The 24483-nt window shown below is 36.7% G+C and carries 15 protein-coding genes; 13 read left to right on the top strand and 2 right to left on the bottom strand.

Annotated features, from left to right (window positions below):
- The first annotated feature begins 7 nt into the window (after positions 1 to 7).
- From K7G79_RS02160 to K7G79_RS02120, 9 genes are all read left to right on the top strand, one after another.
- On the top strand, positions 8 to 1819 hold the full coding sequence (locus tag K7G79_RS02160) for a RagB/SusD family nutrient uptake outer membrane protein (protein WP_223548716.1): 1812 nt from the start codon (positions 8 to 10) through the stop codon (positions 1817 to 1819).
- A gap of 64 nt (positions 1820 to 1883) precedes the next feature.
- Positions 1884 to 2867 carry a LamG-like jellyroll fold domain-containing protein gene (locus K7G79_RS02155; RefSeq protein WP_223548714.1) on the top strand — a complete coding sequence of 328 codons (984 nt, stop codon included), beginning with the start codon at positions 1884 to 1886 and terminating at the stop codon, positions 2865 to 2867.
- A gap of 451 nt (positions 2868 to 3318) precedes the next feature.
- Positions 3319 to 4920: an arylsulfatase gene (locus K7G79_RS02150; protein ID WP_223548712.1), complete on the top strand. Its 1602-nt coding sequence runs from the start codon at positions 3319 to 3321 to the stop codon at positions 4918 to 4920.
- Positions 4921 to 5310: 390 nt separating this feature from the next.
- Entirely contained in the window at positions 5311 to 7170 is a 1860-nt protein-coding gene (locus K7G79_RS02145) for a LamG-like jellyroll fold domain-containing protein (protein WP_223548710.1), read from the top strand.
- A 375-nt stretch (positions 7171 to 7545) separates the two neighbouring features.
- Positions 7546 to 12243: a PKD domain-containing protein gene (locus tag K7G79_RS02140; protein ID WP_223548708.1), complete on the top strand. Its 4698-nt coding sequence runs from the start codon at positions 7546 to 7548 to the stop codon at positions 12241 to 12243.
- A complete protein-coding gene (locus K7G79_RS02135; RefSeq protein ID WP_223548706.1) occupies positions 12240 to 12941 on the top strand; it encodes a hypothetical protein in 702 nt (233 codons plus the stop codon). The genes K7G79_RS02140 and K7G79_RS02135 overlap by 4 nt, the downstream gene beginning before the upstream one ends.
- Positions 12942 to 13016: 75 nt before the next feature.
- A complete protein-coding gene (locus K7G79_RS02130) occupies positions 13017 to 14642 on the top strand; it encodes a DUF3472 domain-containing protein (RefSeq protein ID WP_223548704.1) in 1626 nt (541 codons plus the stop codon).
- Positions 14643 to 14683: 41 nt separating this feature from the next.
- The gene (locus tag K7G79_RS02125) at positions 14684 to 16069 is read left to right on the top strand and encodes a sulfatase (protein ID WP_223548703.1); all 1386 of its coding nucleotides are present in this window, start codon (positions 14684 to 14686) and stop codon (positions 16067 to 16069) included.
- Between the two features lie 21 nt (positions 16070 to 16090).
- On the top strand, positions 16091 to 18694 hold the full coding sequence (locus tag K7G79_RS02120) for an alkaline phosphatase D family protein (RefSeq protein ID WP_223548701.1): 2604 nt from the start codon (positions 16091 to 16093) through the stop codon (positions 18692 to 18694).
- 1 nt (position 18695) lies between these two features.
- Here K7G79_RS02120 and K7G79_RS02115 read toward each other — a convergent pair whose 3' ends face one another.
- Complete coding sequence (locus tag K7G79_RS02115) at positions 18696 to 19157, bottom strand: Lrp/AsnC family transcriptional regulator (protein ID WP_223548699.1); 462 nt, start codon at positions 19155 to 19157, stop codon at positions 18696 to 18698.
- 171 nt (positions 19158 to 19328) lie between these two features.
- Here K7G79_RS02115 and K7G79_RS02110 point away from each other — a divergent pair, with 171 nt between their 5' ends.
- The 3 genes from K7G79_RS02110 (at position 19329) to K7G79_RS02100 (ending at position 22258) form a co-directional block, all read left to right on the top strand.
- On the top strand, positions 19329 to 20282 hold the full coding sequence (locus tag K7G79_RS02110; RefSeq protein ID WP_223548697.1) for an NAD-dependent epimerase/dehydratase family protein: 954 nt from the start codon (positions 19329 to 19331) through the stop codon (positions 20280 to 20282).
- A gap of 11 nt (positions 20283 to 20293) precedes the next feature.
- Positions 20294 to 21487, top strand: a complete 1194-nt coding sequence (gene kbl, locus K7G79_RS02105; RefSeq protein WP_223548696.1) for a glycine C-acetyltransferase — start codon at positions 20294 to 20296, stop codon at positions 21485 to 21487.
- Positions 21488 to 21622: 135 nt separating this feature from the next.
- Positions 21623 to 22258, top strand: coding sequence for a sugar-binding protein (locus K7G79_RS02100; protein ID WP_223548695.1), 636 nt, complete (start codon positions 21623 to 21625; stop codon positions 22256 to 22258).
- A gap of 16 nt (positions 22259 to 22274) precedes the next feature.
- Here the strand turns inward: K7G79_RS02100 and K7G79_RS02095 are convergent, their stop codons facing one another.
- Positions 22275 to 23321 carry a LacI family DNA-binding transcriptional regulator gene (locus tag K7G79_RS02095; protein ID WP_223548693.1) on the bottom strand — a complete coding sequence of 349 codons (1047 nt, stop codon included), beginning with the start codon at positions 23319 to 23321 and terminating at the stop codon, positions 22275 to 22277.
- A gap of 258 nt (positions 23322 to 23579) precedes the next feature.
- On the opposite strand from K7G79_RS02095, the gene K7G79_RS02090 reads away from it, so the two are divergent.
- Positions 23580 to 24482, top strand: coding sequence for a sugar phosphate nucleotidyltransferase (locus K7G79_RS02090; RefSeq protein WP_223548692.1), 903 nt, complete (start codon positions 23580 to 23582; stop codon positions 24480 to 24482).
- Position 24483: the final 1 nt, after the last annotated feature.

Here is a 24483-nt window from a genome sequence, read left to right as displayed (position 1 = left end):
AGAAATTATGAAAAATTTAAAACACATTTCACTTATACTAATAGCTTTTGTTACAGTATTCTCTTGTGACGATGACTTCTTAGATAGAGCACCAAAAGACGAACTATCTAAAGCTACAATTTTTAGTAGTTACAATAATATTAAATTGTATGCTTGGGGATTTTATGATTATATTGAGGATTTTCCACGATCTACTTCTTGGGCAGCAACGCGCGATTTACAGGGCGATTTAATGCAAAATGGAGGTTCGTCGGTGAATCCAAATTATTTAGACCAGAATTATGATGTGCCAACTACAGATGGTAGGTATACTACAAGTAATAGTAACGATAGGCCTGTAGGACCTTATGCGAAAATTAGGCGTGTTAATATTATGTTGGATGTGCTTTCCGAGTCTCCAATTTCAGAAAGTGAAAAGGCTCACTGGAGAGGTGTAGGTCTGTTTTTTAGGGCTTATGTGTATTTTGATATGTTACAAGCTTTTGGTGGAGTGCCATGGATTGAAAACGACATTAACGATCAAAGTGAAGACGAGTTATATAAGCCAAGAGATTCCAGAGATACTGTGGCTGCCAATATATTAAGAGATCTTAATGAGGCTATAACTAGTATTAACGAAAATGGAGATGGGCCAAATACCATTACTCCAGATGTGGCTAGAGCTTTATTGGCAAGGTTTGCTTTATTTGAAGGGACTTGGCGTAAATACCACCCTGGCTTTAGCGACGCTACAACTTATTTACAGGCCGCCAGCGATGCTTCTACTTATTTGGTAAATAAGTATCCTACCATTATGAGCAACTACGATGCCGTATATAACTCATTAGATTTAGGCGGCCAACCAGGTATTTTATTGTATAAGCATTATGCAATTGACGAATTAACGCATTGGGTAAGTACAGATACACGTTCAACAAACAATAAATACGATATTACCAGAAAGGGAATCGACAAATTTTTAACTAAAAATGGATTGCCAATTTATAATGCTGGCAATAGTCAATTTTTAGGAGATAAAGACCATTATGCCGAGTTTAGGAACCGTGATACGCGTATTTTAACCATGACACCACCCCCTTATAGAGTAGTTGGTAATGGTACACAAGATTGGACTCCCACTGGTAATCCGGCCGATGCCGAGTGGTTTGGTAAAGTGGCCGCAGTTACTGGAGGATACCCGCTTAAAGAATTACCGGATAGAAACTGGTCTGGTCGCGTAACAGACCAGGTGCCAAATTTTGACCGTCTAACGCCTACACAAACGGGTAATGGCTATCGTTTTTGGAAAATTTATAATGACCATAATGATAGGGTGTCTTCAGCAGATATCAATGACCAGCCAATGTTCAGGATGGGTGAGGTTTATTTGATTAATGCCGAAGCAAAATTTGAATTGGGACAGTTTAATCAAACGGTGGCCGATGCAACTATCAATAAGTTAAGAGCAAGAGGTGGTGTGGCCCCTATGAATGTAGGTGCCATAACTGCAGACTGGGACCCGATGCGTGACCAAAGTGTAGATCCAGTATTATGGGAAATCCGCAGAGAACGTGCTGTGGAGTTAATGGGAGATGGTTTTAGACGTGAAGATCTACGCCGTTGGAAAAAAATGGATTATGCTACAGAGGTAAAATTAGGACGATGGATTAACCAATCGGATTATGCGGTGAATATATCCATTCAAAATAATGCGTCCTCTGGCTATGTACAGTTAATTCCTTTAGCGCCACCAGCATTCCCAGACCATTATTACTTGTTCCCACTTCCAAGTGATGAGTTGCTTTTAAATCCAAATTTAGAACAAAACCCAGGCTGGTAATAGAATATCTCATCTGGGTTTTACCCAGGTGAGTTTCAAAATTTAACTAAAAAAAAATATCAAAATGAAGTTATTTAAAATATATTCCATATTAGCCATAGGAACATTTATGGCTTTAAATGTGACCTCGTGTGATAAGCTGGACGATAGTTTTGCTTTAGATAAAATGGGTAATCCAGACTTAGCGCCTTCAGCAGATTTTACAGCATCGGCAACATCAATTTTTCAGTTTGAAAGCATAAATTTTGCGCCAACAGAAATAAATGAAGGCGATTTATATTCTTGGACCTTTACTGGGGGTAGCCCTAGTAGTAGTTCTGATCCTAGCGTAACAGTTAAGTATTCGGTAAGGGGAACCTATCAAGTGTCGCTTAAAATTAGAAACGAATTTGGAGCTAATGAGGTTGTTAAAGAGGGCTTTATTACCGTTGAAGGTGAGCCTTTAGATCCTGCGGTTCGTGTACGTTTCAACTTTGAACAGAATTTGTTTGAGGAATATTCTGAAGCCCCTGGTATTTATGGAGGAACTCCGGCCTATGAAGCTGGTAAGGTAAACGATTTTGCTTTTGCTTTCGATGGTAGTAATAGTATCACCGTTCCTGGTTATACTGGGGTTAATGGTACGGCAGATAGAACTGTGGCCGTTTGGATAAAAAGTGCTGCATCTAAAAATTCTTGTGTAGTGCATTGGGGGGCAAGTGCTCTTGGAAGCCGTGCAACTTTTAGAATGACTCCAGCAAAAATACGTTTTGAGTATTCAGGTGGCGGTATTACAGGAGCTACTACTATAAATGATGAACAATGGCACCATGTAGCCTACACCATCAAGGATAATTTTGTAACGATTTATGTAGATGGGAATGTAGACGCTACACATGCTGCTAATTCTTGGTTTGTCAATACTGGAGGTACGGGTAATGCAGGTGAAACTGAGGTTGAAGTTGGTTCGCAACTTGGTGCAAACTTCTATTCAGGAGCCATGGATAACGTGCTAATTTATGACCGTGCCTTAACTGCAGAAGAAATTGCAACATTGGCAGGACTATAATAATTTTTATTTTAACGAAGAGCCATAGGTTTTCGTTGCTATTTAAAATATGTATTTGAGTTAGTAGCCTAAAAAGATGTTTGTCAAATTACCAAGGTAAGGCGATAAACATCTTTTTAATTATCTATTATACCTACCATATTTACTAAAAACACCCCCCTTATTTACTTAAAAAAATAGTAAGTTAGCATTTAGTACATGACAAAAAATAATTAAAAAATTAAAGCACTGTTTAATAGTTGCTTATGTTTTTAATACGTCTGTTTAAAAAGTAAACGCAATGTCATATTGAGCTTGTCGAAATATTTTTAACTTACTGATAATCAATATCGGTTTCGGCAGGCTCAACCTGACAAATCAAATTATAATGACTTTTTAAACAAATTCATTAGTGCATAAATTAATTTTTGTCATGTACTTAAAAGTTAGCAAGCATAAATCACTTAATTTAATGAATAATAAAAGACAACTTGTAATAGCAGCCTTAGCACTTAGCATTATATTGGTTTTTAGTGTGTCCTGTAAGCAAAAAGAAAATAAACCTGAAGTACAAACACCAGAAAAACCAAATATCATTTACATCTTGGCAGACGATTTGGGTTATGCCGAAATTGGGGCTTACGGTCAGGAAAAAATAGAAACACCCAATATTGATGCCTTGGCCAAATCTGGGATGCTATTTACTCAACATTACACAGGAGCGCCTGTGTGTGCTCCAGCGCGTACATCACTTATGACGGGTATGCACATGGGACATGCACCAGTTAGGGGGAATGACGAATGGGGAAGCCGAGGCGATGTTTGGAGCTATGTGAAAATGGCTCAAGATTCTACCCTTGAAGGCCAAGCGCCCTTAGGCGCAGATGTGGTTATCTTGCCTAGTTTGCTCAAAAAGGCAGGTTACACCAATGGCATGTTTGGTAAATGGGGTCTCGGGGCACCACATACCGAATCCATTCCCACTAAAATGGGCTTCGATTATTTCTTTGGCTATAACTGCCAGCGTCAAGCACATACCTATAACCCATTGCATTTATATGAAAATGAAATACGCTATCATTTGGCAAACGATACGGTACCACCGGGAGCTAAATTGAAGGAGGGCGAAGATCCTTACGATAAAGCGTCGTATGCGAGATATAATCAGCCTTTTTACTCCCCAAAAGTATCGTTTGAGAAAATGATAGCATTTGTAGATCGTGCAAAGGACGAGCCTTTCTTTTTATATTGGGCAACGCCTATACCTCATGCAGCATTACAGGCGCCTAAGCAATGGGTAGATTATTATGTGAAGAAATTCGGAGACGAAGAACCTTACGATGCAGTGTATAACAAGGAAACCCATAACGGCGGTTATTTCCCGGTGCGTTATCCACATGCTACCTATGCGGCCATGGTGTCCTATTTCGATGAAAATATAGGAAAGCTTATCGCGCACTTAAAAGAAATTGGAGAGTACGAAAACACCTTAATTATTTTCTCATCCGATAATGGGCCAACTTATAACGGTGGTAGCGATTCACCTTGGTTCGATAGTGCCAAACCATTTAAAAGCGAATATGGTAGAGGCAAAGGCTTTGTGTATGAAGGCGGTATTCGTGTGCCTATGATTGCTTCGTGGCCAGGCCGTATTGTGCCAGGAACTACAACCGATCATATCTCGGCATTTTGGGATGTGATGCCAACATTGTGTGAGGTGGCACAGGTAGAAACGCCTAGTAATACTGATGGTATTAGTTTTCTTAACACGCTTACACAAGAAGGAAAACAACGAGAGCATGATTACATGTATTGGGAATTTCCAGAGTATAATGGACAAGTTGCTGTTCGCATGGGTAAGTGGAAAATGGTCTGGAAGAATATTAAAAAGAACAATACACATATTGAACTCTATAATTTGGAAGAGGATATTGCCGAGCAAAACGATATTTCTGAAACATACCCAGAACTCATCGTGAAATTCAAGGAAATCATCAAAAAAGAACACCATACGCCAGTAAATAAAAGGTTTATAATGCCCACACTGGAGGAGTTGACTAAATCTGAATTATAAATTCAAAACAAAAACCAGAAGAACAAAAGCCCCGATAGGTTAAGCCCTATGGTGGCTTTTGTGTTTGTATAATAGTTTTTTTAGTATGTTATTCACAAAAAATGTTATTTTGACGAATCAATAATTATACTACTTTTTTATAAACCTTCATAAAAGTATTGCTCCAAAAACTCCTCATTTTATTACGTTTTTTTATCCCTTTCAAAGTAAAAGAAGTCCTGCTTTAAAGATTAAAGTAGATATAGCATCCTCTTATACATTGTTTTTGTTTTTTTATCTGTATAATAAGGTTTTCGAAAATATTTCCCCTGTTTTCAACGAAAAAATAACCCTATTTTTCCTGTTCTCTCAGTAATTTTAACAAACTAACTGATTTTAAAATTGAGAAATATGAAAACAAAATTACTTTTATTATTAGTCTTATTTACAGGTACAATGGTATTTGGGCAAACTCTAGAAGCAAAATATGAGTTTGCTACCAATGGAGATTTAACAGACGCCTCGGGTAATGGAAGAACACTAACAAAAGTAGGGAGTACTCTTAAAACTTTTGCAACAGACAACTTTGGTAATGTAGAAAGTGCTTTCGACGCCCAAGATGTTACAGGCGAATACTTGGTGGCTACAGGTTATAAAGGTGTTGGTGGTGATGGTGCTAGAACAGTGGCAGCTTGGATAAAACTAAGAGCTGGAGCAAATAGAAGAACTATTGCATCATGGGGCATTAATGAATCGGGGCAAATGTTTAATGTTATGGTAGAATTAGGAAAAATTCGTATTGAAGCTGGTAGCTCGAGTATTTTAAGCTCCCATGTTATACCTAATGGATCATGGCACCATGTAGCCGTAACCTTCGACCCAACTGATGATGGAGGTAAATTATCATCCTGTAAAATGTATATTGATGGAGTATTACAGGACATTGGAGGCTCTTTTAATGCGTCAACTACAATTATTAATACTAATGTAGCAACCCACGATGTTCGTATAGGTGAAGCTGTTTATGGTACAACCCATTTTTATAGAGGGGTATTAAATGATGTGGCTATATATTCTGGGGCATTGTCACAAGCCCAAGTTGCAGCTCTGGCTGAAGCAGATTTATCGGGTACACCTTCTGTAGATTTTATGGCCGATGTTACGTCTGCTAATATAGGAGAAGATATTACTTTCGATAGTAGTGCAACAACAAATAATCCTACTGTATGGGTGTGGGACTTTGGTGGAGGTGATGCGTCTGGAAATACTTATGACCAAAACCCGGTAGTGTCTTATGGAACACCAGGAACGTATACAATTACCTTAATAGCTAGAAATGCAAGTGGTGAAGGAGTGTTAACCAAAACGAATTACATTACCATCACAGGGAATGTTAATTATTTAAAAGCACAATATAATTTTGATGGTGATTTAACCGATAATTCGGGTGAAACGGGTACATTAGTAGAAACTGGATTTTCAGCCATGTACGAGAATGATAATGAGTCTAATCCAAATGCGGCTATAACATTACCTTCTGTAGATGGGCATTCTTTGGCAAGTTCAGGAAACTTTATTGTTACAGGAAATTCTCCCAGAACTGTAACCGCTTGGATTAAAACAAATTTTAATGAGTATCAGGGTATTGTATCTATGGGAGCATCAGGTACAAGAGAAAAGTATTCTGTGGTAATAGACGATTCTGGAAGGTTGCGCACTGAGGTATCAGGAGCAGGCCATAATGGAGCTGTTGACATAGCAGATGACACTTGGCATCATATAGCTTCGGTTTATGATGGTTCTGGAAAAAATGAATTATATGTTGATGGTTCCATAATAGCAACATCTACAGGGTTTGGCACTTTAATTACAGCAGAAGCACCTCTGTATGTGGGTACTGAAAATTTTGATGTTGCTGCTAGAAGTTTTAAAGGTGCTCTAGACGATGTGCGTGTTTATTCACGGGCATTGACTTCTAGTGAAATTACAAGTGTATATAATAGACAAAGTCTTTCTGTAGCTTCAAATTTAGAAATTCAAGATATTAGTTTGTTTCCAACAAAAGTATCAGAATATTTAACTGTCAGAACTAAAACACACATGACTCTAAAGGTTTCGGTTTATAATATGTTAGGAGGTTTGGTTAGTAAGATTCCCCATACTGCTTCAAATGAAGTAAAAGTCGATATGTCTACCCTAGCTACAGGTTTATATATAGTAAAAGTAAGATCTGGGTTGCAATTTTCAACGTTCAAAGTAATTAAGCAATAGGTTTATTGTAAAGTGTTTTATGGTTAATAGCAATGTTCCTAAAAATCCAGTATCATGGTTTGTCCATTAATACTGGGTTTTTTTGAATATTTTGAAAGCACTTTAATAAATGATAAATTCTGTTTACCGTTTCTTCTAAAGTTAAAGAAAACATATCAGGTCAGTCTATAATATCTGCGTTGTTTAAGGTTATGTTTAAAAGGAAATGCTCGTAAAAGATAAAAAAATAGACTTTAGTTGAAGATGATTAAAATCGGATAAATAATTTTATCTACCCTAAAAGCCGATTTAGTCTCCCAAAACATACAAGGTCATTTGGTAAATTGCCAAGTAATTAGGCGTTCAAATGACATGCAAAACAATAAAAATAAACACATGAGAAAGTCAATTCAGGCAATTGTAACAATGCTTTTGCTTTTAGGTTCATTTCAATTACAAGCACAGAAATACAAGGAAATGATGAATGATCCCAATTATAATGTTTATGATGTTATTAAAGAAGGGAACAAATATTTTGAAAGTAAAGACAAAGGAAAAGGCTCTGGTTATAAACAATTCCAACGATGGATTATTGCTAATGAGGATGTTTTTTATCCATCGGGAGACAGGACCCAGGTCGACCCTAGGTTAACCTATTACTTGGGAAAGTCAAAGCATGATTTAGAGGCGAGTTTGAAAAGTTCGGCAGGAAAAATAGTTATAGACCCTATAACCGAAAGCCAATGGAATGAAATAGGGCCTTTTGTAGAACTAAAAGAGCCCTTTAGTGATAAGCGAAATGGTAACGGCAGGGTAGATGCGATTTGGGTCGATCCGGATAATGAAGATAGAATTTACATTGGTTGCCGTGGTGGAGGGCTTTGGATAACGACCGATGGAGGAAATAATTGGACGCCTAAAACAGACGACTTAGGAATAACCGGTATTTGGAGTATCGCGGTAAATCCGAACGACCATAACGAAATTTATATATCAACCAATGTAGGCGGCAGTGGAAATTATAGTATTGGTATTTTTAAATCTACCGATGGAGGAAATACATGGAGCCCTACAGGTTACGCTTTAGATGTGGTATCTACTTTTACTAGGGTTCATAAGTTGTTGATGAGCCCTGAAAACACCAATATTATTTTTGCAGGAACATCTTCGGGGCTTTTAAGGTCTTCAGATGGTTTTCAAACTTATACGACAGTATTGTCTGGTAATATTACAGACTTAGAATTTAAACCAGGAGATGCTAGCATAGTTTATGCAACTGATAGTTCAAGTAAATTCCTATATAGGTCGACAAATTCTGGGCAGGCCTTTTCCGCAACTACAGCTTCGGGGTCAGACCCTCAAGTAGCAGTTTCTCCTGCTGCTCCAAATAATGTATACTTTGCAGGTGACAATGTTAGTCTTAAGTCGGTCGATAACGGTATCACGTTTGTTTCAGGAGGCTCACCAGATGGAGCAATGGGACAATATGGAGGTTTTGCGGTTTCTGATACCGATCCGAATTTAATTATAAATGGAAGTTTGGATACCTACAGATCTATTAATGGAGGAATAAGTTTTTCCAAAGTTACTAATTGGATCTATACTCAGTCTACTGGGGTTGGTGGTAATTTTGTACATGCCGATAATAGGGAAATAGAAGTGGTTAACGGTACTATTTATATGGGTACCGATGGCTGGCTGGTTAAAAGTACCGATGGTGGGCTGAACTATGATGTTTTGACCTATACCGTAGGAAACCATGAAATCTACCAACATGGTATGGGGGTATCGCAATCTGATGATAATACCCTCGTGGTAGGCGTCCAGGATAATGGAACGAGTATATGGTATGATGGTGTTTGGCACCATTGGAAAGGCGGTGATGGTGGAACGAGTATGATTGATGCCCAAGACCATAACATTATTTATGGATCACTCTATAATGGCGATTTTAAACGTACCGATAATGGAGGTTTTACCTCTGGTCGTGTCGATTTAGGCGATACCAAACCAGGAAGTTTACCACCATTAATTCAACATCCAACTGATTCAGCTATTCTTTTTTTAGGCGAAGGTAGCGGACAAATATGGAAGTCCAACAATCGTGGTAACAGTTGGGAGACACTTGCCAATTTAGGTGTAAACGATGTGATTGATGAAATGGCTATTTCACCTTCTAATCCGGATTATATTTACGCTTCAATTAAGGCAAGGATTTGGAAAACCACTGATGGTGGTGCCAATTGGGTTGAAATTAGTTCGGGTTTGCCAAACCGAGTAATCAAGGGCATTGCTGTCGATTACGATGACCCTAACCAAGTGGCACTTTGTTTTACGGGTTATGGTGCATTTGAGAAGGCCTACAAAACAGATAATGGAGGAACAACTTGGTCAAACATATCTAATGGATTGCCTAATTTAACCACTTCAGACATTGTTTACGACAATACAAGTCATAATGCACTTTATATTGCCACAGACATTGGAGTATATTATATTGATGACACTTTGACCCAATGGCAATCATTTGGATTGGGATTACCCAATGTAGTAGTTAATGATCTTGAAATACAACATAATACCCAAAGATTATATGCCGCTACTTGGGGACGTGGGGTGTGGAGTGCTGAGTTGGTAGGTATAGAGGAACCGCCCACGAGTAATTTTGGATCAGATGCCCAAACTATTTTTGAAGGCGAAACCATTAACTTTCAAAATCAATCCATAGGATTTCCAAATTCATGGAGTTGGACTTTTGAAGGCGGGACACCAGCAACAAGCACCGACGAAAACCCAAGTGTAACTTATATGAATCCAGGGGTTTATAAGGTTATACTTATGGTGACAAACGATTTTGGAACGGATACCAAAACAGTTGAAGGTTATATTACGGTCAATCAAGCCATAGCACCTGTAGCGAATTTCATAGCAGACACCCAAACTGTTTTTCAAGGTAATTTTGTAAATTTTGAAGATACATCAACCAATTTGCCTTCCTCTTGGAGTTGGATTTTTGAAGGTGGTACTCCAACTACAAGTACCGAACAAAACCCAATGGTTACTTATAATGCCATTGGAACATACAAAGTAACATTAACAGCAACAAATCAGTTTGGATCCAATACTAAAGAAGTAACCAATTATATCACAGTCACAGAAAATCAAGGAACTGGACCTTTGCAAGCACAATTTAATTTTCAAAATAACTTAATTGATGATTCAACATATAAAAGAGACCTCGTTGTACAAGGTACAGGTGATGCAATTTACGTTGACGACCATTTTGGTAACCCTAATAGTGCCTATCAGAAACAATCAGGGCATTATTTAGAGAATACCTATACGGGTGTTGGTGGAACGGGAGAACGAACGGTTACAGCATGGATAAAAACAACTACGGCGGGATCCAGAAAAACAGTTGTGTCCTGGGGAGAAAACATATCTGGAAACATGTGGAATGTTATGGTAGAGAATGGTAATATACGGGTGGAAGGAGGTTCTTGTAATGTGCAGAATGACGATAGTTCAGTAACAAGGTTGGATAATGATATATGGAGGCATATTGCGGTTACTTATGACGCAACGGATGGTGTAACAATGAATTCTATAAAATTGTATATAGATGGGCAATATTATGCTAATCAACCTGATAGTGGCGATTCATTTAATTCTGAAGCAACCATTATAAACACCAGTACGGCAACTAATCTAAGGATTGGAAGTGCAGCTTACAATGGTAGTTACGATTGGATAGGGGAATTGGACGATATAAGGGTGTATTCAAAAGCGTTGACCTTAGAGGAGATTGTAGAAGTTATGAATGAAGCTCCCAATATGTCACCTATTGCAAATTTTGTTGCAGATAATACCAGTATATATGTTGGTGAATCTGTTTCTTTTACCGACACCTCATTGGGTTCTCCAACAGCATGGTCATGGACTTTTACAGGAGGATCTCCCTCATCAAGTAATGAACAGTCACCACAAGTTACTTATAATGTAGAAGGAACTTATGAAGTGTCTTTGGCCGTTACCAATGAATTTGGAACTGATACAAAAACAATTACCGATTATATTGCTGTAACTGTACAACCACCTCCTGTGGCAGATTTTACAGCTAACCTTACTGAAGTTTACGAAGGGGGTCAGGTTAGCTTTTCTGATGTGTCAACAGAAGGACCAACACAATGGGAATGGACTTTTGAAGGTGGTACACCATCAACCAGTACAGAGGAAGATCCATTGGTCACTTATAATACCGAGGGATTGTACAAGGTGATTTTAACAGTAACGAATCCAAAGGGATCCGATACAAAAGAAGTTGCAGATTATATCTTAGTTAAAAAAGCTGTTGACGTCATTTTAGACCAAAACAATTATTCGGTCTCTGTTACCAGCGAGACCTGTAGAAATAGTAATAATGGCAAAGTCAATATTACGGCCTTGGTAGATTACCCTTACACAGCTGTAATAACGAGTACGGGTTTTGATAATACGGTTACATTTGATGTGAGCAATCCCTTAGTTCTAGAAAACTTGTCTGCGGGAACCTATACCATATGTATAACCATAGCAGATGCACCGGATTATGAACAGTGTTTTACGGTACAGGTCGATGAGCCGGAAAATTTGAATGTCTTTTCAAAAGTATCAGATAATAAGGATGCCGTAACATTAGACCTTTCTGGATCACAAACGTATAATATTTATTTAAATGGTGAAATTACGTCTACCACAAGTAGTCGTGTGACCTTGAATTTGGAAGCTGGGAAATTCAATGTTTTAAAGGTGTTTACCGATAAAACATGTCAGGGTATTTATGAAGAGGTATTTGACTTTAGAGGAGAAACTTATTTTTATCCCAACCCTGCCAAAAATATATTAAATGTTGCTTTAAGTGAAACCTTTCAAAAAAGTAAGAATGTAACAATATCCATTTTTAACATAACAGGGGGGGTGGTTTACAACAAAGAAGTTGAAGCAAAACAAGATAGATTGTTAAAAATAGTGTTGGAAGGATTCCCAAAAGGGGCCTATCTCGTTCATGTTGTAAGTGAAGATGAATCTAAAATTCATAAAATGATTAAACTATGAGAAAAAATTTAATATACATGTTTTTAGGCTTGATTTTGTTTAATTGTAGTGGGGGAAGTAATGAAGAAGTAAGGGAAGTAGTAAAGCCTAAGAAGCCTACGGCAGCAAGTTTGGTCTTTCCTGAACAGAATTCAGAATGCACCGAAGGTACAAATGTCACCTCATCCGAAAGTACGATAACCTTTGAATGGAATGCCGGGAATGATACGGATTCGTATGTCTTGACTTTAAAGAATTTGCTGTCCGGGGTAACTACAACACATAATACCAATAACACGGAGATTAGTTTAACCTTATTGCGAGCAACCCCATATTCATGGTTCGTTACCTCAAAATCCAATTCCGTAACAGATACGGCAACTAGTGCTACTTGGAAGTTTTATAATGCAGGTGAGGGGGTGGTGTCCTATGCACCATTTCCAGCAGTTGCAGTTAGTCCAACTAATGGAGAAAGTATTGCGGCAACAACAAAGGTGACTTTAGAATGGTCTGGAAGTGATGTAGATAATGATATTGCACATTACGATGTGTATTTTGGTGAAGGGGAAACATTAAGTTTATTAGCAGACGATGAAACGGGTACAAATGTTTCAAATGTGTCTGTAGAATCTGGTAAAAAATATAAATGGTATGTGGTGACGACAGATAATTTATACAATACTTCAAATTCAGAACAATTTACCTTTAATGTCGAGTAAGAGGGGTTTTATTTTAAAATATTGATAACTAAAAAATATATATTGTTCTTTTGTGGCATCTTATTATTAAATTTTTTGCTCTCATGTTCTAATAGTAAAGAAACATTCTATACGTTAAATGAACAACATGAAACGGAGTCTAAATCACTTGTTTTTACACCTAATGAGAGTTTTTTTTCACCCGTGGGGACATTAACTGCCAACCTTAAAGATAAAACATCCGGAAACGAATATAATAAGTATGAGAATTATGACTACATCTATAATTGGCACGTTTTAACTGACACTATTGTTTTTGGAGTGGATATAAAAACCCAAGGGGATTTAACCATTCAGCCTGAAATGGGTATAGCTTCAAATCAAGTAGGGTCTAAGATGCTCATATATTTAGATGATGTTAGTAAAGAAATAACCCTTACGGCTACAGGTTCGGAAAGTACTTATGTTATTCAAAAAGGTGTTACGTTCGAAAATGTTTCGGTAGGATTTCATTTAATTAAATTGAAATTAAAGACATTATTAACACCAAATGAGGGAGTAGGTCACTTTAGTAATTTGCATTTAAGTGGCACTGCGGTAAAAAACTCAACAAACGTAATGCGTCGGTATCGAGCTAAAGCTGTACATTGTAAATGGGGTATAGAAGCATCTGATGCCCCAATTGAAATTAGCGTCCACGAACTTACAATTGCTACCAAAAATGTGAGTTTCTATCAACCCATTACCACGCCATTCGGCTATACAGGATCTACTTGGAATAAGGATTCACAGACCTTTGGCGGTTATAATTTTTCACTTTGGTCCTATGGGGCTAATGATCCAGCGCCACCTTTCTATCAAGAAAGCCATTTAATTGCAGTGGGGCCAGATTTGGAATTTGGGTCTTATGGGCATGAGGGTACTGGTGTTAAGCCTAGAGGGCCACATCCGTATATAGATGTTAATCGAAACATACAAATAATAGCTGTACGTATGTTACCAGGTGAGATTTATGACACCTATTGGAGTTATTATTTAGACCCTATAAGTGAGCATTGGAAGTTGTATGGTTGTGGTAAAAAATACAATAAAACAGGTGAAATAAAATACTTGACTACAGGCGCTTTTGTTGAGGTGCCTGGCGGAGCCCATAAAGTTAGAAGCGGCCATGAAATTTGTGAATCACATTATCGAGGCTGGCAAATGGACACAGTTGGTAATTGGCATACCATTACTAAAATGATAGGAACAACAGCTGAAAACAATTTAAGTGCTAGGGATTGGAAAATAGTAGATAGTAGGTTTGCTATGGAAATGGGCGGCTGGGGCGAAGTAGGTAAACCAAAAGAAACACTAGTTTTAAATGATATAGGAGAATTGCCCTATTATCTTCAAGGGGATTATGTGCAAGAATTATATAAAATGCCGGCTAGCTTTGAGAATCAAGGGGTTTGTGAAATTTCGAAAAATACGGCAAAAATAAAAATAAGTGTTTCTAATTTAGGAACCAATGCTCGGGCCTATTTGTTTTATGGTGTTACCGAAGGACTTACAAAAGAAGCCTTTTGGGAAAAAAATAAAGCCTTCCCCATCGATTTAGGGGAGACTACTGTTATGTTAGAAAATTTAACACCTGAAACCAAGTATTTTTATAGAATTAAAATCATAAACGATGAAGGAATCACATGGTCATTTAATACCAATGAGTTTACAACAAATTAAATTTTAAGATGTATCAAACACCTAATTATAAAATAAAGTACATGGTACTATTGGTTGTTGCCTCTACTTTGTTTTCATGTTTTTCAAAGCAGATAAAACATGAAAGAAAACCTAATATATTATTTATTTTGGTAGACGATTTGGGGTGGAGTGATACGGGCTTTATGGGAAGTCCCGTATACGAAACACCTAATCTGGATAAATTAGCGATACAGAGTGTTGTGTTTTCAAATGGTTATGCGCCCGCTGCAAACTGTGCGCCAAGTAGGGCTTGTATTCTAACGGGAAAGAATACGCCGAGGCACGGTATTTATACGGTGGGATCTTCAGAAAGAGGTAAAACTAAAGATAGGAAACTCGTTCCTACAATAAATACAGAAACACTTAATGAAAGTTTTGTAACGCTAGCCGAAGTACTTAAAAATAATGGCTACACAACAGGGACAATTGGAAAATGGCATTTAAGTGATAATCCGTTAACGCAAGGTTTTGATGTTAATATTGCTGGATCCCATGCCGGGCATCCCAAGTCCTATTTCAGTCCCTATAAAAACTCAGTTTTGGAAGATGGAGAAGATGGCGAATATCTTACAGATAGACTTACTGAAGAAGCCGTACGATTTATTAGTCATAATAAGGAAACTCCATTTTTCCTTTATTTGCCTTATTTTACGGTTCACACACCATTGCAAGGAAAGGAAGCTTTGGTTAAAAAATATAAAGCGAAGTTAAAAGGGGATGACAGGTTCAATGCAAAATATGGAGCCATGGTTGAATCTATGGATGAGAACGTTGGGAAGCTTTTAAATAAACTCGATGAATTGGGTATTTCTGATAATACACTGGTGATATTCTCGTCTGATAATGGTGGTTTGGCAAGCGTTTCTTCTCAATTTCCCATAAGAGCTGGGAAAGGCTCTTATTACGAAGGAGGCATTCGGGTGCCATTTGTGGTGAGATGGCCTAACGAAATTCAAAATGCAAGGATTGATAGTACTGCTGTAAGCGGATTGGATATTTTTCCAACAGTTTTAGATATTATTAATGAAGATAATAATTATAATTTGGACGGTGCTTCAATATTATCTTTACTAACTGAAAATAAACCTTTGAAGGAACGATCTTTGTTTTGGCATTTCCCAATTTATTTGCAAAGCGTAAATCCAGAAAAGGAACAGGCTCGAGATTCTTTATTTAGAACTAGGCCGGGTAGCGCTATGAGAAAGGGAAAATGGAAACTTCATGAGTATTTTGAAGATGGTGATATTGAATTGTATAATCTTGAAACAGATATTAGGGAGCATAACAATTTGTTTGATGAATACCCAGAAAAAGTGAAGGAACTATATGATGAACTTCAGGCGTGGAGAGCCAAGACCAATGCGCCTGTGCCTACAACATTAAATCCAAATTATAACTTAAATTAGTTTTATTTTTTATTATATTCTATGCATCGTAGAGATTATATAAAAACAGTTTTATTAGGTTCTATTTTACCAATGACGTCCTGTTATGGTTTTGAAAATGATCGCTTTTCGAATGAAAACCCAGTGGCTTTTAAAAGTGAGTGGCACTTATGGCAAGATATGAAATGGGTGGGCCCTCAATATTGGGGCAATAGATTGCAGGATTGGATATTAAAAAAAGGTCAAGCAATATGCACTTATAAAGGAAATAATAGAAACCTACATTTGCTGACGGTTCAAAACCCAAATGGAAATGCAGAGTATGTGATAAAGGTCACAATAACTATTTTGAACAAACATTTTGAGGGAGCAAAACAGGGATGTTTCGGGTTAAGGTTAGGCGCTGAAGGGCGTGTTGACGATTACCGTTCTGCAGCAGTCTTTGGTAAAGGTTTGGATGTTGGGTTAAATCTGAAAGGAGATTTGGTTATTGGAGAACAGGTGTTCGAAACTAGATTGGTAACCTTGCCCCAACAGTTTACCGTACAGGTTAATGTTTCTAATAAGACTGAAGAAAGCCAATTGCTCACTGCCCATATTATAGACACTGAATCTAAAACGGTTATCCATACAACACGTGATATTGATATTTCAAATGAAACCCTTGCCGGAAATTTTGCATTATTGTCCAGTGTTGATGTTAAGGGAGGCAATAGCCACCAACCACTGGTTGGCTTTAAAGATTGGTCTATAGATTCGAAAACCCTTTACTCTAACGAAGAAAATATTTTTGGGCCGATTTGTTTTGCGCAATATACATTACACCGAGGAAAATTAAAATTAACAGCGCAATTATCGCCTATAGAAGATATTGAAGGCCATAAAGTGGTATTGCAATTTAAAAAAGGCGATAAGTGGGGTACCCAAGAAGAACAAGTTGTAAAGCATCAAGGACGTGCTGTTAATTTTTCAGTGGCTAATTGGCAGGTTACAGAAGATGTTTCTTATAGAATTCGTTTGCTGATGCCATTAAGGAAAGGTAAGCACCAATACGATTATGTGGGGACCATTAAAGCGGAGCCGTTAGATAAGGACCAATTAAAGGCAGCTGTATTTAGCTGTAACTTCGATTATGGATTTCCAGATACCGATATTTATGAAAGTGTCTCTAAATTAAATCCGGATATTTGTTTGTTTTTAGGAGACCAGTTCTATGAAGGTACTGGTGGTTACGGTGTACAATTTACTGGTGATTATGATAAAACGTGCCTCGATTATTTAAGAAAATGGATGATGTTTGGATGGTCGTATCGTGAATTGTTTAGAAATAGGCCATGTGCTATAATACCAGATGACCATGATGTGTATCATGGAAATATTTGGGGAGAAGGCGGTAAGTTAGCCGATAACAGTAATGGGTATGGAGCACCCTCACAAGATAGTGGAGGGTATAAAATGACTCCGGATTGGGTTAATATGGTCCAGTTTACGCAAACTAGCCATTTGCCAGATCCTTATGATGCTACGCCAGTTAAAAATAATATAAGTGTATACTATACACATTGGAATTATGGCGGCATAAGTTTTGCTATTTTAGAAGATAGAAAGTTTAAATCGGCGCCAGCACATGTGTTGCCCAAAGAGGCAAAAGTTAACAATGGTTGGATAATGGCAGACGATTTTGATATAAAAGAATACAGGCATTTGGAAGCTGAGTTATTGGGTGCAAGACAGGAGGCCTTTTTGGAATATTGGGTAGAAGATTGGTCCCATGGCGCCCAAATGAAAGCCGTGTTGTCTCAAACCAATTTTGCAACTGTGGCGACATTACCCGCTGAAGCCAAAACAGGAGCAGTTATACCTAAACTATATATTCCAGAAATGGGCGAATATATACAAGGAGATAAACCAACTGTTGACATGGATTCTAATGGTTGGCCAGCTAAAAAGAGGGATAGGGCGGTAGAAATTATTCGTAAGGGATTTGCCTTCCATATTGCTGGCGATCAACATTTAGGGTCGTTTATTCAATACGGCTTGGATGATTTTGGAGATAGTGGTTATGCTTTTGCTGGGCCAGCATTAAACAATATTTGGCCCCGTAGATTTTGGCCGTCAGTTGATAGTTCTGAACATACTTACGAAAATCCTGCTTATACAGGTAATTATATTGATGGGTTTGGAAATAAAATGACAGTTAAAGCAATTGCTAACCCCCATAATATGCATAAGGAACCTGCTATATTACATAATAGGGCTGTAGGTTATGGTATTGTAACATTTAACAAAAAGGATAGAACTATAAAAACGGAATGTTTTAGGCGTTTTGATAATCCGTTAGAAGAAGGTTCCCAGTACCCAGGCTGGCCGCAAACTGTTGCTCAAGAGGAAAACTTTGGCAAAAAGGCCGAAGGCTATTTACCTGAGATTATGGTTGAAGGTGTTGAAAATCCAGTTATTCAAATCATTAATGAACAAACCAAAGACTTGGAATATGCCATTAGGATTAAAGGCCAAGTATTTGCGGCAAAAATTTTTGATGATAAAGCTAGTTATATTATAAAAGTTGGTGACCCAGACGAAAACTTATGGCAAGAGCAAAAGGGAATAACCATTAAAAGCGATAGTTTAAGCTTTGTGTTTTAAATTATATATAATATTCCGTAGTATGCAAAATCTCTTTCAGAACGAAGTAGCTTTCCAAAACACCAATATTTTCAATTTTTGAAAGTTTTGCACGTACAAACTCATGGTAAGCATCAAGGCTTTCAATATTAATTTTAAGGAAGAAATCAACTTTTCCTGCCATATGGTAGCATTCCTGTACTTCACTTAGAGCTCGTATTTGTTTGTCGAACTTATCTATAAAACCTTCATCATGGTAACGCAGTGATACCATACATACAGCGGTTATGGGTTTTTTAATAAGCTTTTTATTTAGAAGGGCCACATACTTTTTAATATATCCTTTTTTTTCTAATCTCCTAATGCGCTCGTAAACCGGTGATGAGGTGAGGTTTAGTGTTTCGGCAATTTCTTTGGTCGTTTTTTTGGAGTCCTTTTGAAGGATTCTTAAAATGTCTAAGTCGGTAGTATCAAGTTTGTCCATATAAAGATATTTTTTCTTAAAACGATTATTTTTGAAACATGGTAAAGATTAAAACACTTAAAATATGTTTATTTAAGGGCAAAAATACTTATTTTAAGCAAAAAAAAAGGTAAAAAAGTTATAATAATGCTTTTATTCTTAATTTTGTACTAATAATTATCTTAATAAATAATGACTGAAAATATTTTAATAACAGGAGCTAGTGGACAACTTGGAGCAGTAATGACCAAAGCTCTTCAAGAAAAGTTTGGGGTTAATCATGTAATAGCTTCCGATTTACGCCCAAATGAATCTTTTGAAGGTCTTTTTGAAATATTGGATGTGACAGATAATGAGGCTTTGAAAGCCATTGTTGCTAAATACAAGATTACCCAAATATATCATTTGGCAGCCATTTTATCGGCTAAAGGAGAGCTGTTTCCGCTAAAAACTTGGGATATTAATATGAGTACTTTTTTTAATGTTTTGGAAGTATCTCGACAGTTAAGCGTAAAGAAGGTGTTTTATCCTAGCTCAATAGCTGTTTTTGGTAGCAATATATCTCGTGTCAACACACCACAAGACTCCAATTTAATGCCCTCAACGGTTTATGGTATTAGTAAAGTAGCGGGAGAGAATTGGGCAAATTATTATTTTGAAAAGTATGATTTAGATGTGCGATCCATCCGTTATCCAGGTGTTATTGGATACCAATCCCTTCCAGGCGGGGGAACTACAGATTATGCGGTCGATATTTATCATAAAGCTGTGAAGCAAGAGCATTTTGAGTGTTTTTTAAAGGAAACAACAACCTTGCCAATGATATATATTGAAGATGCTGTTAGAGCTACTATAGAACTTATGGATGCGCCTGCTGAAAATATTTCGATTAGAACATCCTATAATCTTGCGGGCATGAGCTTTAGTCCCAAAGAAGTAGCAGACTCCATTAAAAAAACATATCCTAACTTTGAAGTGAGTTATAATCCTGACTTCAGACAGAATATTGCAGATTCTTGGCCTATGAGTATAGACGATACTAAGGCAAAAGAAGACTGGGGTTGGAAACCAAAATACGATTTGGATGCCATGTCTAAGGTGATGATAGATAATTTAAAAGCCTATTATAATTCAGTAATAGCATAAAATAATATATAATGTACGGAAAGATTAAAGACCATTTATTAGAGGAGTTACAAACCATTAAAAATGATGGTTTATTTAAGGAAGAGCGTATTATAACAACATCTCAAGATGCCGTTATAAGAGTGTCAACCGGCGAAGAAGTTATTAATTTTTGTGCGAATAATTATTTAGGGCTATCCAATAACAAAGAGGTCATTAAGGCAGCAAAGGACACTATGGATACCCATGGTTTTGGCATGTCGTCTGTGCGGTTTATTTGCGGTACACAAGATATCCATAAACAATTGGAAGCTAAAATAGCTGAATTTTTCCATGGAGAGGATACCATTCTTTATGCAGCAGCTTTTGATGCCAATGGAGGTGTTTTCGAACCATTATTAACTGGTGAAGACGCAATTATTTCAGACGCTCTAAATCATGCCTCTATAATCGATGGTGTGCGTTTGTGTAAAGCCGCCAGATATAGATATGCCAATAATGATATGGCGGATTTGGAAGCAAAATTAATAGAAGCCAATACCCAAAACCATAGATTCAAGATTATTGTGACCGATGGTGTGTTCTCCATGGACGGCGTTGTGGCGTCTTTGGATAAAATTTGTGACTTGGCCGATAAATATGATGCCCTAGTGATGGTTGACGAATGTCACGCCTCAGGTTTTATAGGCAAAACAGGTCGAGGTACCATCGAATTAAAAAACGTTTTGGGGCGTGTCGATATTGTTACGGGAACATTGGGCAAGGCCCTAGGAGGTGCTATGGGCGGTTTTACAACAGGTAAAAAAGAAATTATCGAAATGCTGAGGCAGCGTTCCAGACCATATCTGTTTTCAAATTCCTTGGCACCTGCCATAGTAGGGGCTTCGCTTAAAGTATTTGAAATATTAGAAAAAGACACTTCTCTTAGAGATAAATTGGAAGAGAACACCAACTATTTTAGGACAAAAATGGAGGCAGCCGGATTTGATTTAGTTGGGGCTGATGCCGCTATAGTTCCTGTGATGTTGTACGATGCCAAGTTGTCGCAAATTATGGCAAATAGGTTGTTGGAAGAAGGTATTTATGTTATAGGGTTCTTTTATCCGGTGGTGCCTAAAGATAAGGCAAGAATTAGGGTACAGTTATCTGCTGCACATACCAAGGCACATATTGATAAAGCTGTGGACGCTTTTATTAAAGTAGGTAAAGAGTTAAATGTGATATGAATTGATTAATAGTATAATCACGTTTTTAAGATGGGCTTGTATTTCAAGCTCATTTTTTTTTTTTTTGCTTAAAATGAAAGGTTTACTAATTATTGTATTTTAGTTGTCACTAAATACATTTATTTCAGAATAAATATGAAAACATATAAGGTTAACCAAATTACAAAAAACTTAAACATTACGGGAAAAGGTGATTCGTCATTATGGGATAAAGCCAATGTATTAACCGATTTTAAATCGCCATGGGATTCAAAAGCAATAGATAGAATACAGTTTAAAGCGCTATGGGATAATGAATGTTTCTTTTTTTGTTTTAGGGTTGAAGATACTAATGTTTACATTGATAAAACAGATAATACAAAAGCAAGTATTAATAATTCGGATAGGGTAGAGTTGTTTTTTAGGCAGGACAAAAATCTTAATCCATACTATTGTTTTGAAATAGATCCTTTGCCAAGGGTTATGGATTTTATAGCACACCCCAACAAAAACTTCAACTTCAATTGGAATTGGCCCAAAGCAGAAATTGATGTAAAATCCTCTTTCGATGATTATGGTTTCACGGTTGAAGGTGTTATAAGTATAAAGTCTTTAAAGGCATTTAACCTTATAAAAGACAATGTTATCGAAACTGGAATTTATAGGGCTAAATACTACCTTCAAAAGGATGGCAGTTATGAGCCTTCTTGGATAACATGGATTGATCCAAAAACTGAAACTCCAAATTTCCATATAGCATCGTCTTTTGGCCTGCTAAAGTTGGAAGAATGATCTAAAAAAAACAGGCCTATTTTAAATAGCCCATGTAATTTTCAGAATTTACAATGTCAATAGGGATAAGATTTTTATTAGGAATGACCTTATTAAATAAAATATAATCAGCTAAAAAAACAGTGCCTAAATAAGCTTGTCGTTTAGGGTTCTGATGTATTAAATAATCAATGATTCCGGACTTTAAATACTTTATGTTTTCCTGTAATAAATCGTAGCCAACAACACAGGTGCTTTTTTTACTGTTGTTTAATAAAGCGGCTAGTAAATTGATTTTAGAATTTGTCACAAAAAAACCATTGATTTCAGGATGGGTGTCTATAAAGTACTTTATAGTTTTCTTAAGATTGTTGGCATTTCTGTGTTTTAGCTTATAGGTGTTTATAGAAAAGCTATTGTCTTTAAGTTCATTAAAATAGCTACGAAACCCTTTTTCCTTTTCCTGCATGTGAGTTGCGTTTTTAAATACTTCATCAATGTGAATAATGGCAACCTCGGCATTACCCTTTAATGTAGAATGAATCAATTTGGCACCAATTCTTCCGCTTTGAAAAAGATCCTGCCCAACAAATTTTTGGGAATCAACACTTTTTAAATCATTATTGAATAAAAAATAGGTTTTTTTAATCTTATCACATGCATTGATAAAGGCTATAGATTCTTTTTGAAAAAGAGGTGCCAATAAAATACCGTCAAATTCCGATTTTAAGGCTAGAAGACTTTGTTTTTCAAAGCTGTCTTTATTGAATGGGTTAAAATAAACATATTCTAAGGTTGTTCCAAAAGGTGAAAATTCATTGAGAGCCTCTTCAATACCATCAATACAGGGAGCCCAATAAGGATCAATTTCGGGATCTGGCATAAGGATGCATAAATGGCAATTTTTATTGTTTTTTAAACTTTGAGCAATTAAATTGGGTTGATAATCAATTTCCTTAAGTATATTATTTACTTTTTTCAAAGCCGTTTCAGATACCTTTCCCCTGTTGTGTATAACCCGGTCTACGGTACCTTTGGAAACACCTGCCAATTTTGCAATATCCTTTATGGTATATTTTTTCATGTCTTGCAAATGTAAAAATTTTTAATGTAATGATTGTGTTGTATTTATAAATTAACTCTAAAATATGTGCTCGAGCACATATTTTAGGATTTTTCTTTTTTTATTCGAGTTTATTATGTAGATTCGTATCCTGCATTAAGAGGGGTTGATGTTGTTGTTTTGGGTAAAATATTGTTTTTCAATATTTTGAATACGTAAAAAGAATATTGTTGGATGAGGGATGTAAGATTTTTATAATAGATTTTTAGATATATAACAATGGATAAGCCAACACTAGTGATTTTGGCGGCTGGAATGGGAAGTCGTTATGGAGGGTTAAAACAAATGGATTCGTTTACTCCCGAAGGAGATACAATTATAGATTTTTCTCTTTATGATGCCCTGCAAGCTGGATTTGGAAAGTTTGTGTTTGTCATCAGGAAGAGTTTTGAGGAAGAGTTTAAGTCAATCTTTAATAAAAAACTCAAAGGTAAGGCAGAGGTGGCATATGTATTTCAAGAACTTGACAATATTCCGGAAAAGTATATTAACCCAAACCGTATTAAGCCCTGGGGAACTGGTCATGCGCTTTTAATGGCAAAAGACGCTGTTCAGGAAAATTTTGCCATCATTAATGCAGACGATTTTTATAGCAGGGAAGCTTTTGTTTCCATGGCCCAAGCATTGATAGCTACAGATAAAACTTCTTATAACTTTAAGACCATGGCTTATTTGTTGAAGAACACAGTGTCAGACTATGGTTATGTTTCAAGGGGGGAATGCAAAGTTGATAAAAATGGCTATTTAATAGATGTGACCGAAAGAACCCATATTGAAAAAATTAATGGTCAATTAATGCGAAAGGATGATAATGGAGACTTGGTTCCAATTGACGAGAATACCGTAGTGTCTATGAATTTTTGGGGTTTTACGCCCAAATGTTTTGGGTTTGGTGAACAATTGCTGATAGATTTCTTGGAAAAAAACCAGTCAAATTTAAAAGCAGAGTTTTATCTACCAACTATAGTTAACGAAATCCTCAAGTCGGGAGGCGCTAATGTTGAGGTTTTAAAATCTAATGCCAAATGGTTTGGAGTAACCTATAAGGAAGATAAGGCTATTGTTCAAAAAGCAATAGAAGACCTTAAAGCAGCTAATGTTTATCCTAAAAATTTGTGGTAAG

It is taken from the genome of Aestuariivivens sp. NBU2969 (assembly GCF_019931125.1).
Lineage (GTDB): Bacteria > Bacteroidota > Bacteroidia > Flavobacteriales > Flavobacteriaceae > Aestuariivivens > Aestuariivivens marinum.
This window is presented reverse-complemented; position numbering and strand designations above follow the sequence as displayed.

What these genes read in the sequence shown, in the direction of transcription:
- K7G79_RS02160 (WP_223548716.1), top strand. Translation starts at nt 8, where the DNA reads ATGAAAAATTTAAAACACATTTCACTTATACTAATAGCTTTTGTTACA.
- K7G79_RS02155 (WP_223548714.1), top strand. Translation starts at nt 1,884, where the DNA reads ATGAAGTTATTTAAAATATATTCCATATTAGCCATAGGAACATTTATG.
- K7G79_RS02150 (WP_223548712.1), top strand. Translation starts at nt 3,319, where the DNA reads ATGAATAATAAAAGACAACTTGTAATAGCAGCCTTAGCACTTAGCATT.
- K7G79_RS02145 (WP_223548710.1), top strand. Translation starts at nt 5,311, where the DNA reads ATGAAAACAAAATTACTTTTATTATTAGTCTTATTTACAGGTACAATG.
- K7G79_RS02140 (WP_223548708.1), top strand. Translation starts at nt 7,546, where the DNA reads ATGAGAAAGTCAATTCAGGCAATTGTAACAATGCTTTTGCTTTTAGGT.
- K7G79_RS02135 (WP_223548706.1), top strand. Translation starts at nt 12,240, where the DNA reads ATGAGAAAAAATTTAATATACATGTTTTTAGGCTTGATTTTGTTTAAT.
- K7G79_RS02125 (WP_223548703.1), top strand. Translation starts at nt 14,684, where the DNA reads ATGGTACTATTGGTTGTTGCCTCTACTTTGTTTTCATGTTTTTCAAAG.
- K7G79_RS02120 (WP_223548701.1), top strand. Translation starts at nt 16,091, where the DNA reads ATGCATCGTAGAGATTATATAAAAACAGTTTTATTAGGTTCTATTTTA.
- K7G79_RS02115 (WP_223548699.1), bottom strand. Translation starts at nt 19,157, where the DNA reads ATGGACAAACTTGATACTACCGACTTAGACATTTTAAGAATCCTTCAA.
- K7G79_RS02110 (WP_223548697.1), top strand. Translation starts at nt 19,329, where the DNA reads ATGACTGAAAATATTTTAATAACAGGAGCTAGTGGACAACTTGGAGCA.
- kbl (WP_223548696.1), top strand. Translation starts at nt 20,294, where the DNA reads ATGTACGGAAAGATTAAAGACCATTTATTAGAGGAGTTACAAACCATT.
- K7G79_RS02100 (WP_223548695.1), top strand. Translation starts at nt 21,623, where the DNA reads ATGAAAACATATAAGGTTAACCAAATTACAAAAAACTTAAACATTACG.
- K7G79_RS02095 (WP_223548693.1), bottom strand. Translation starts at nt 23,321, where the DNA reads ATGAAAAAATATACCATAAAGGATATTGCAAAATTGGCAGGTGTTTCC.
- K7G79_RS02090 (WP_223548692.1), top strand. Translation starts at nt 23,580, where the DNA reads ATGGATAAGCCAACACTAGTGATTTTGGCGGCTGGAATGGGAAGTCGT.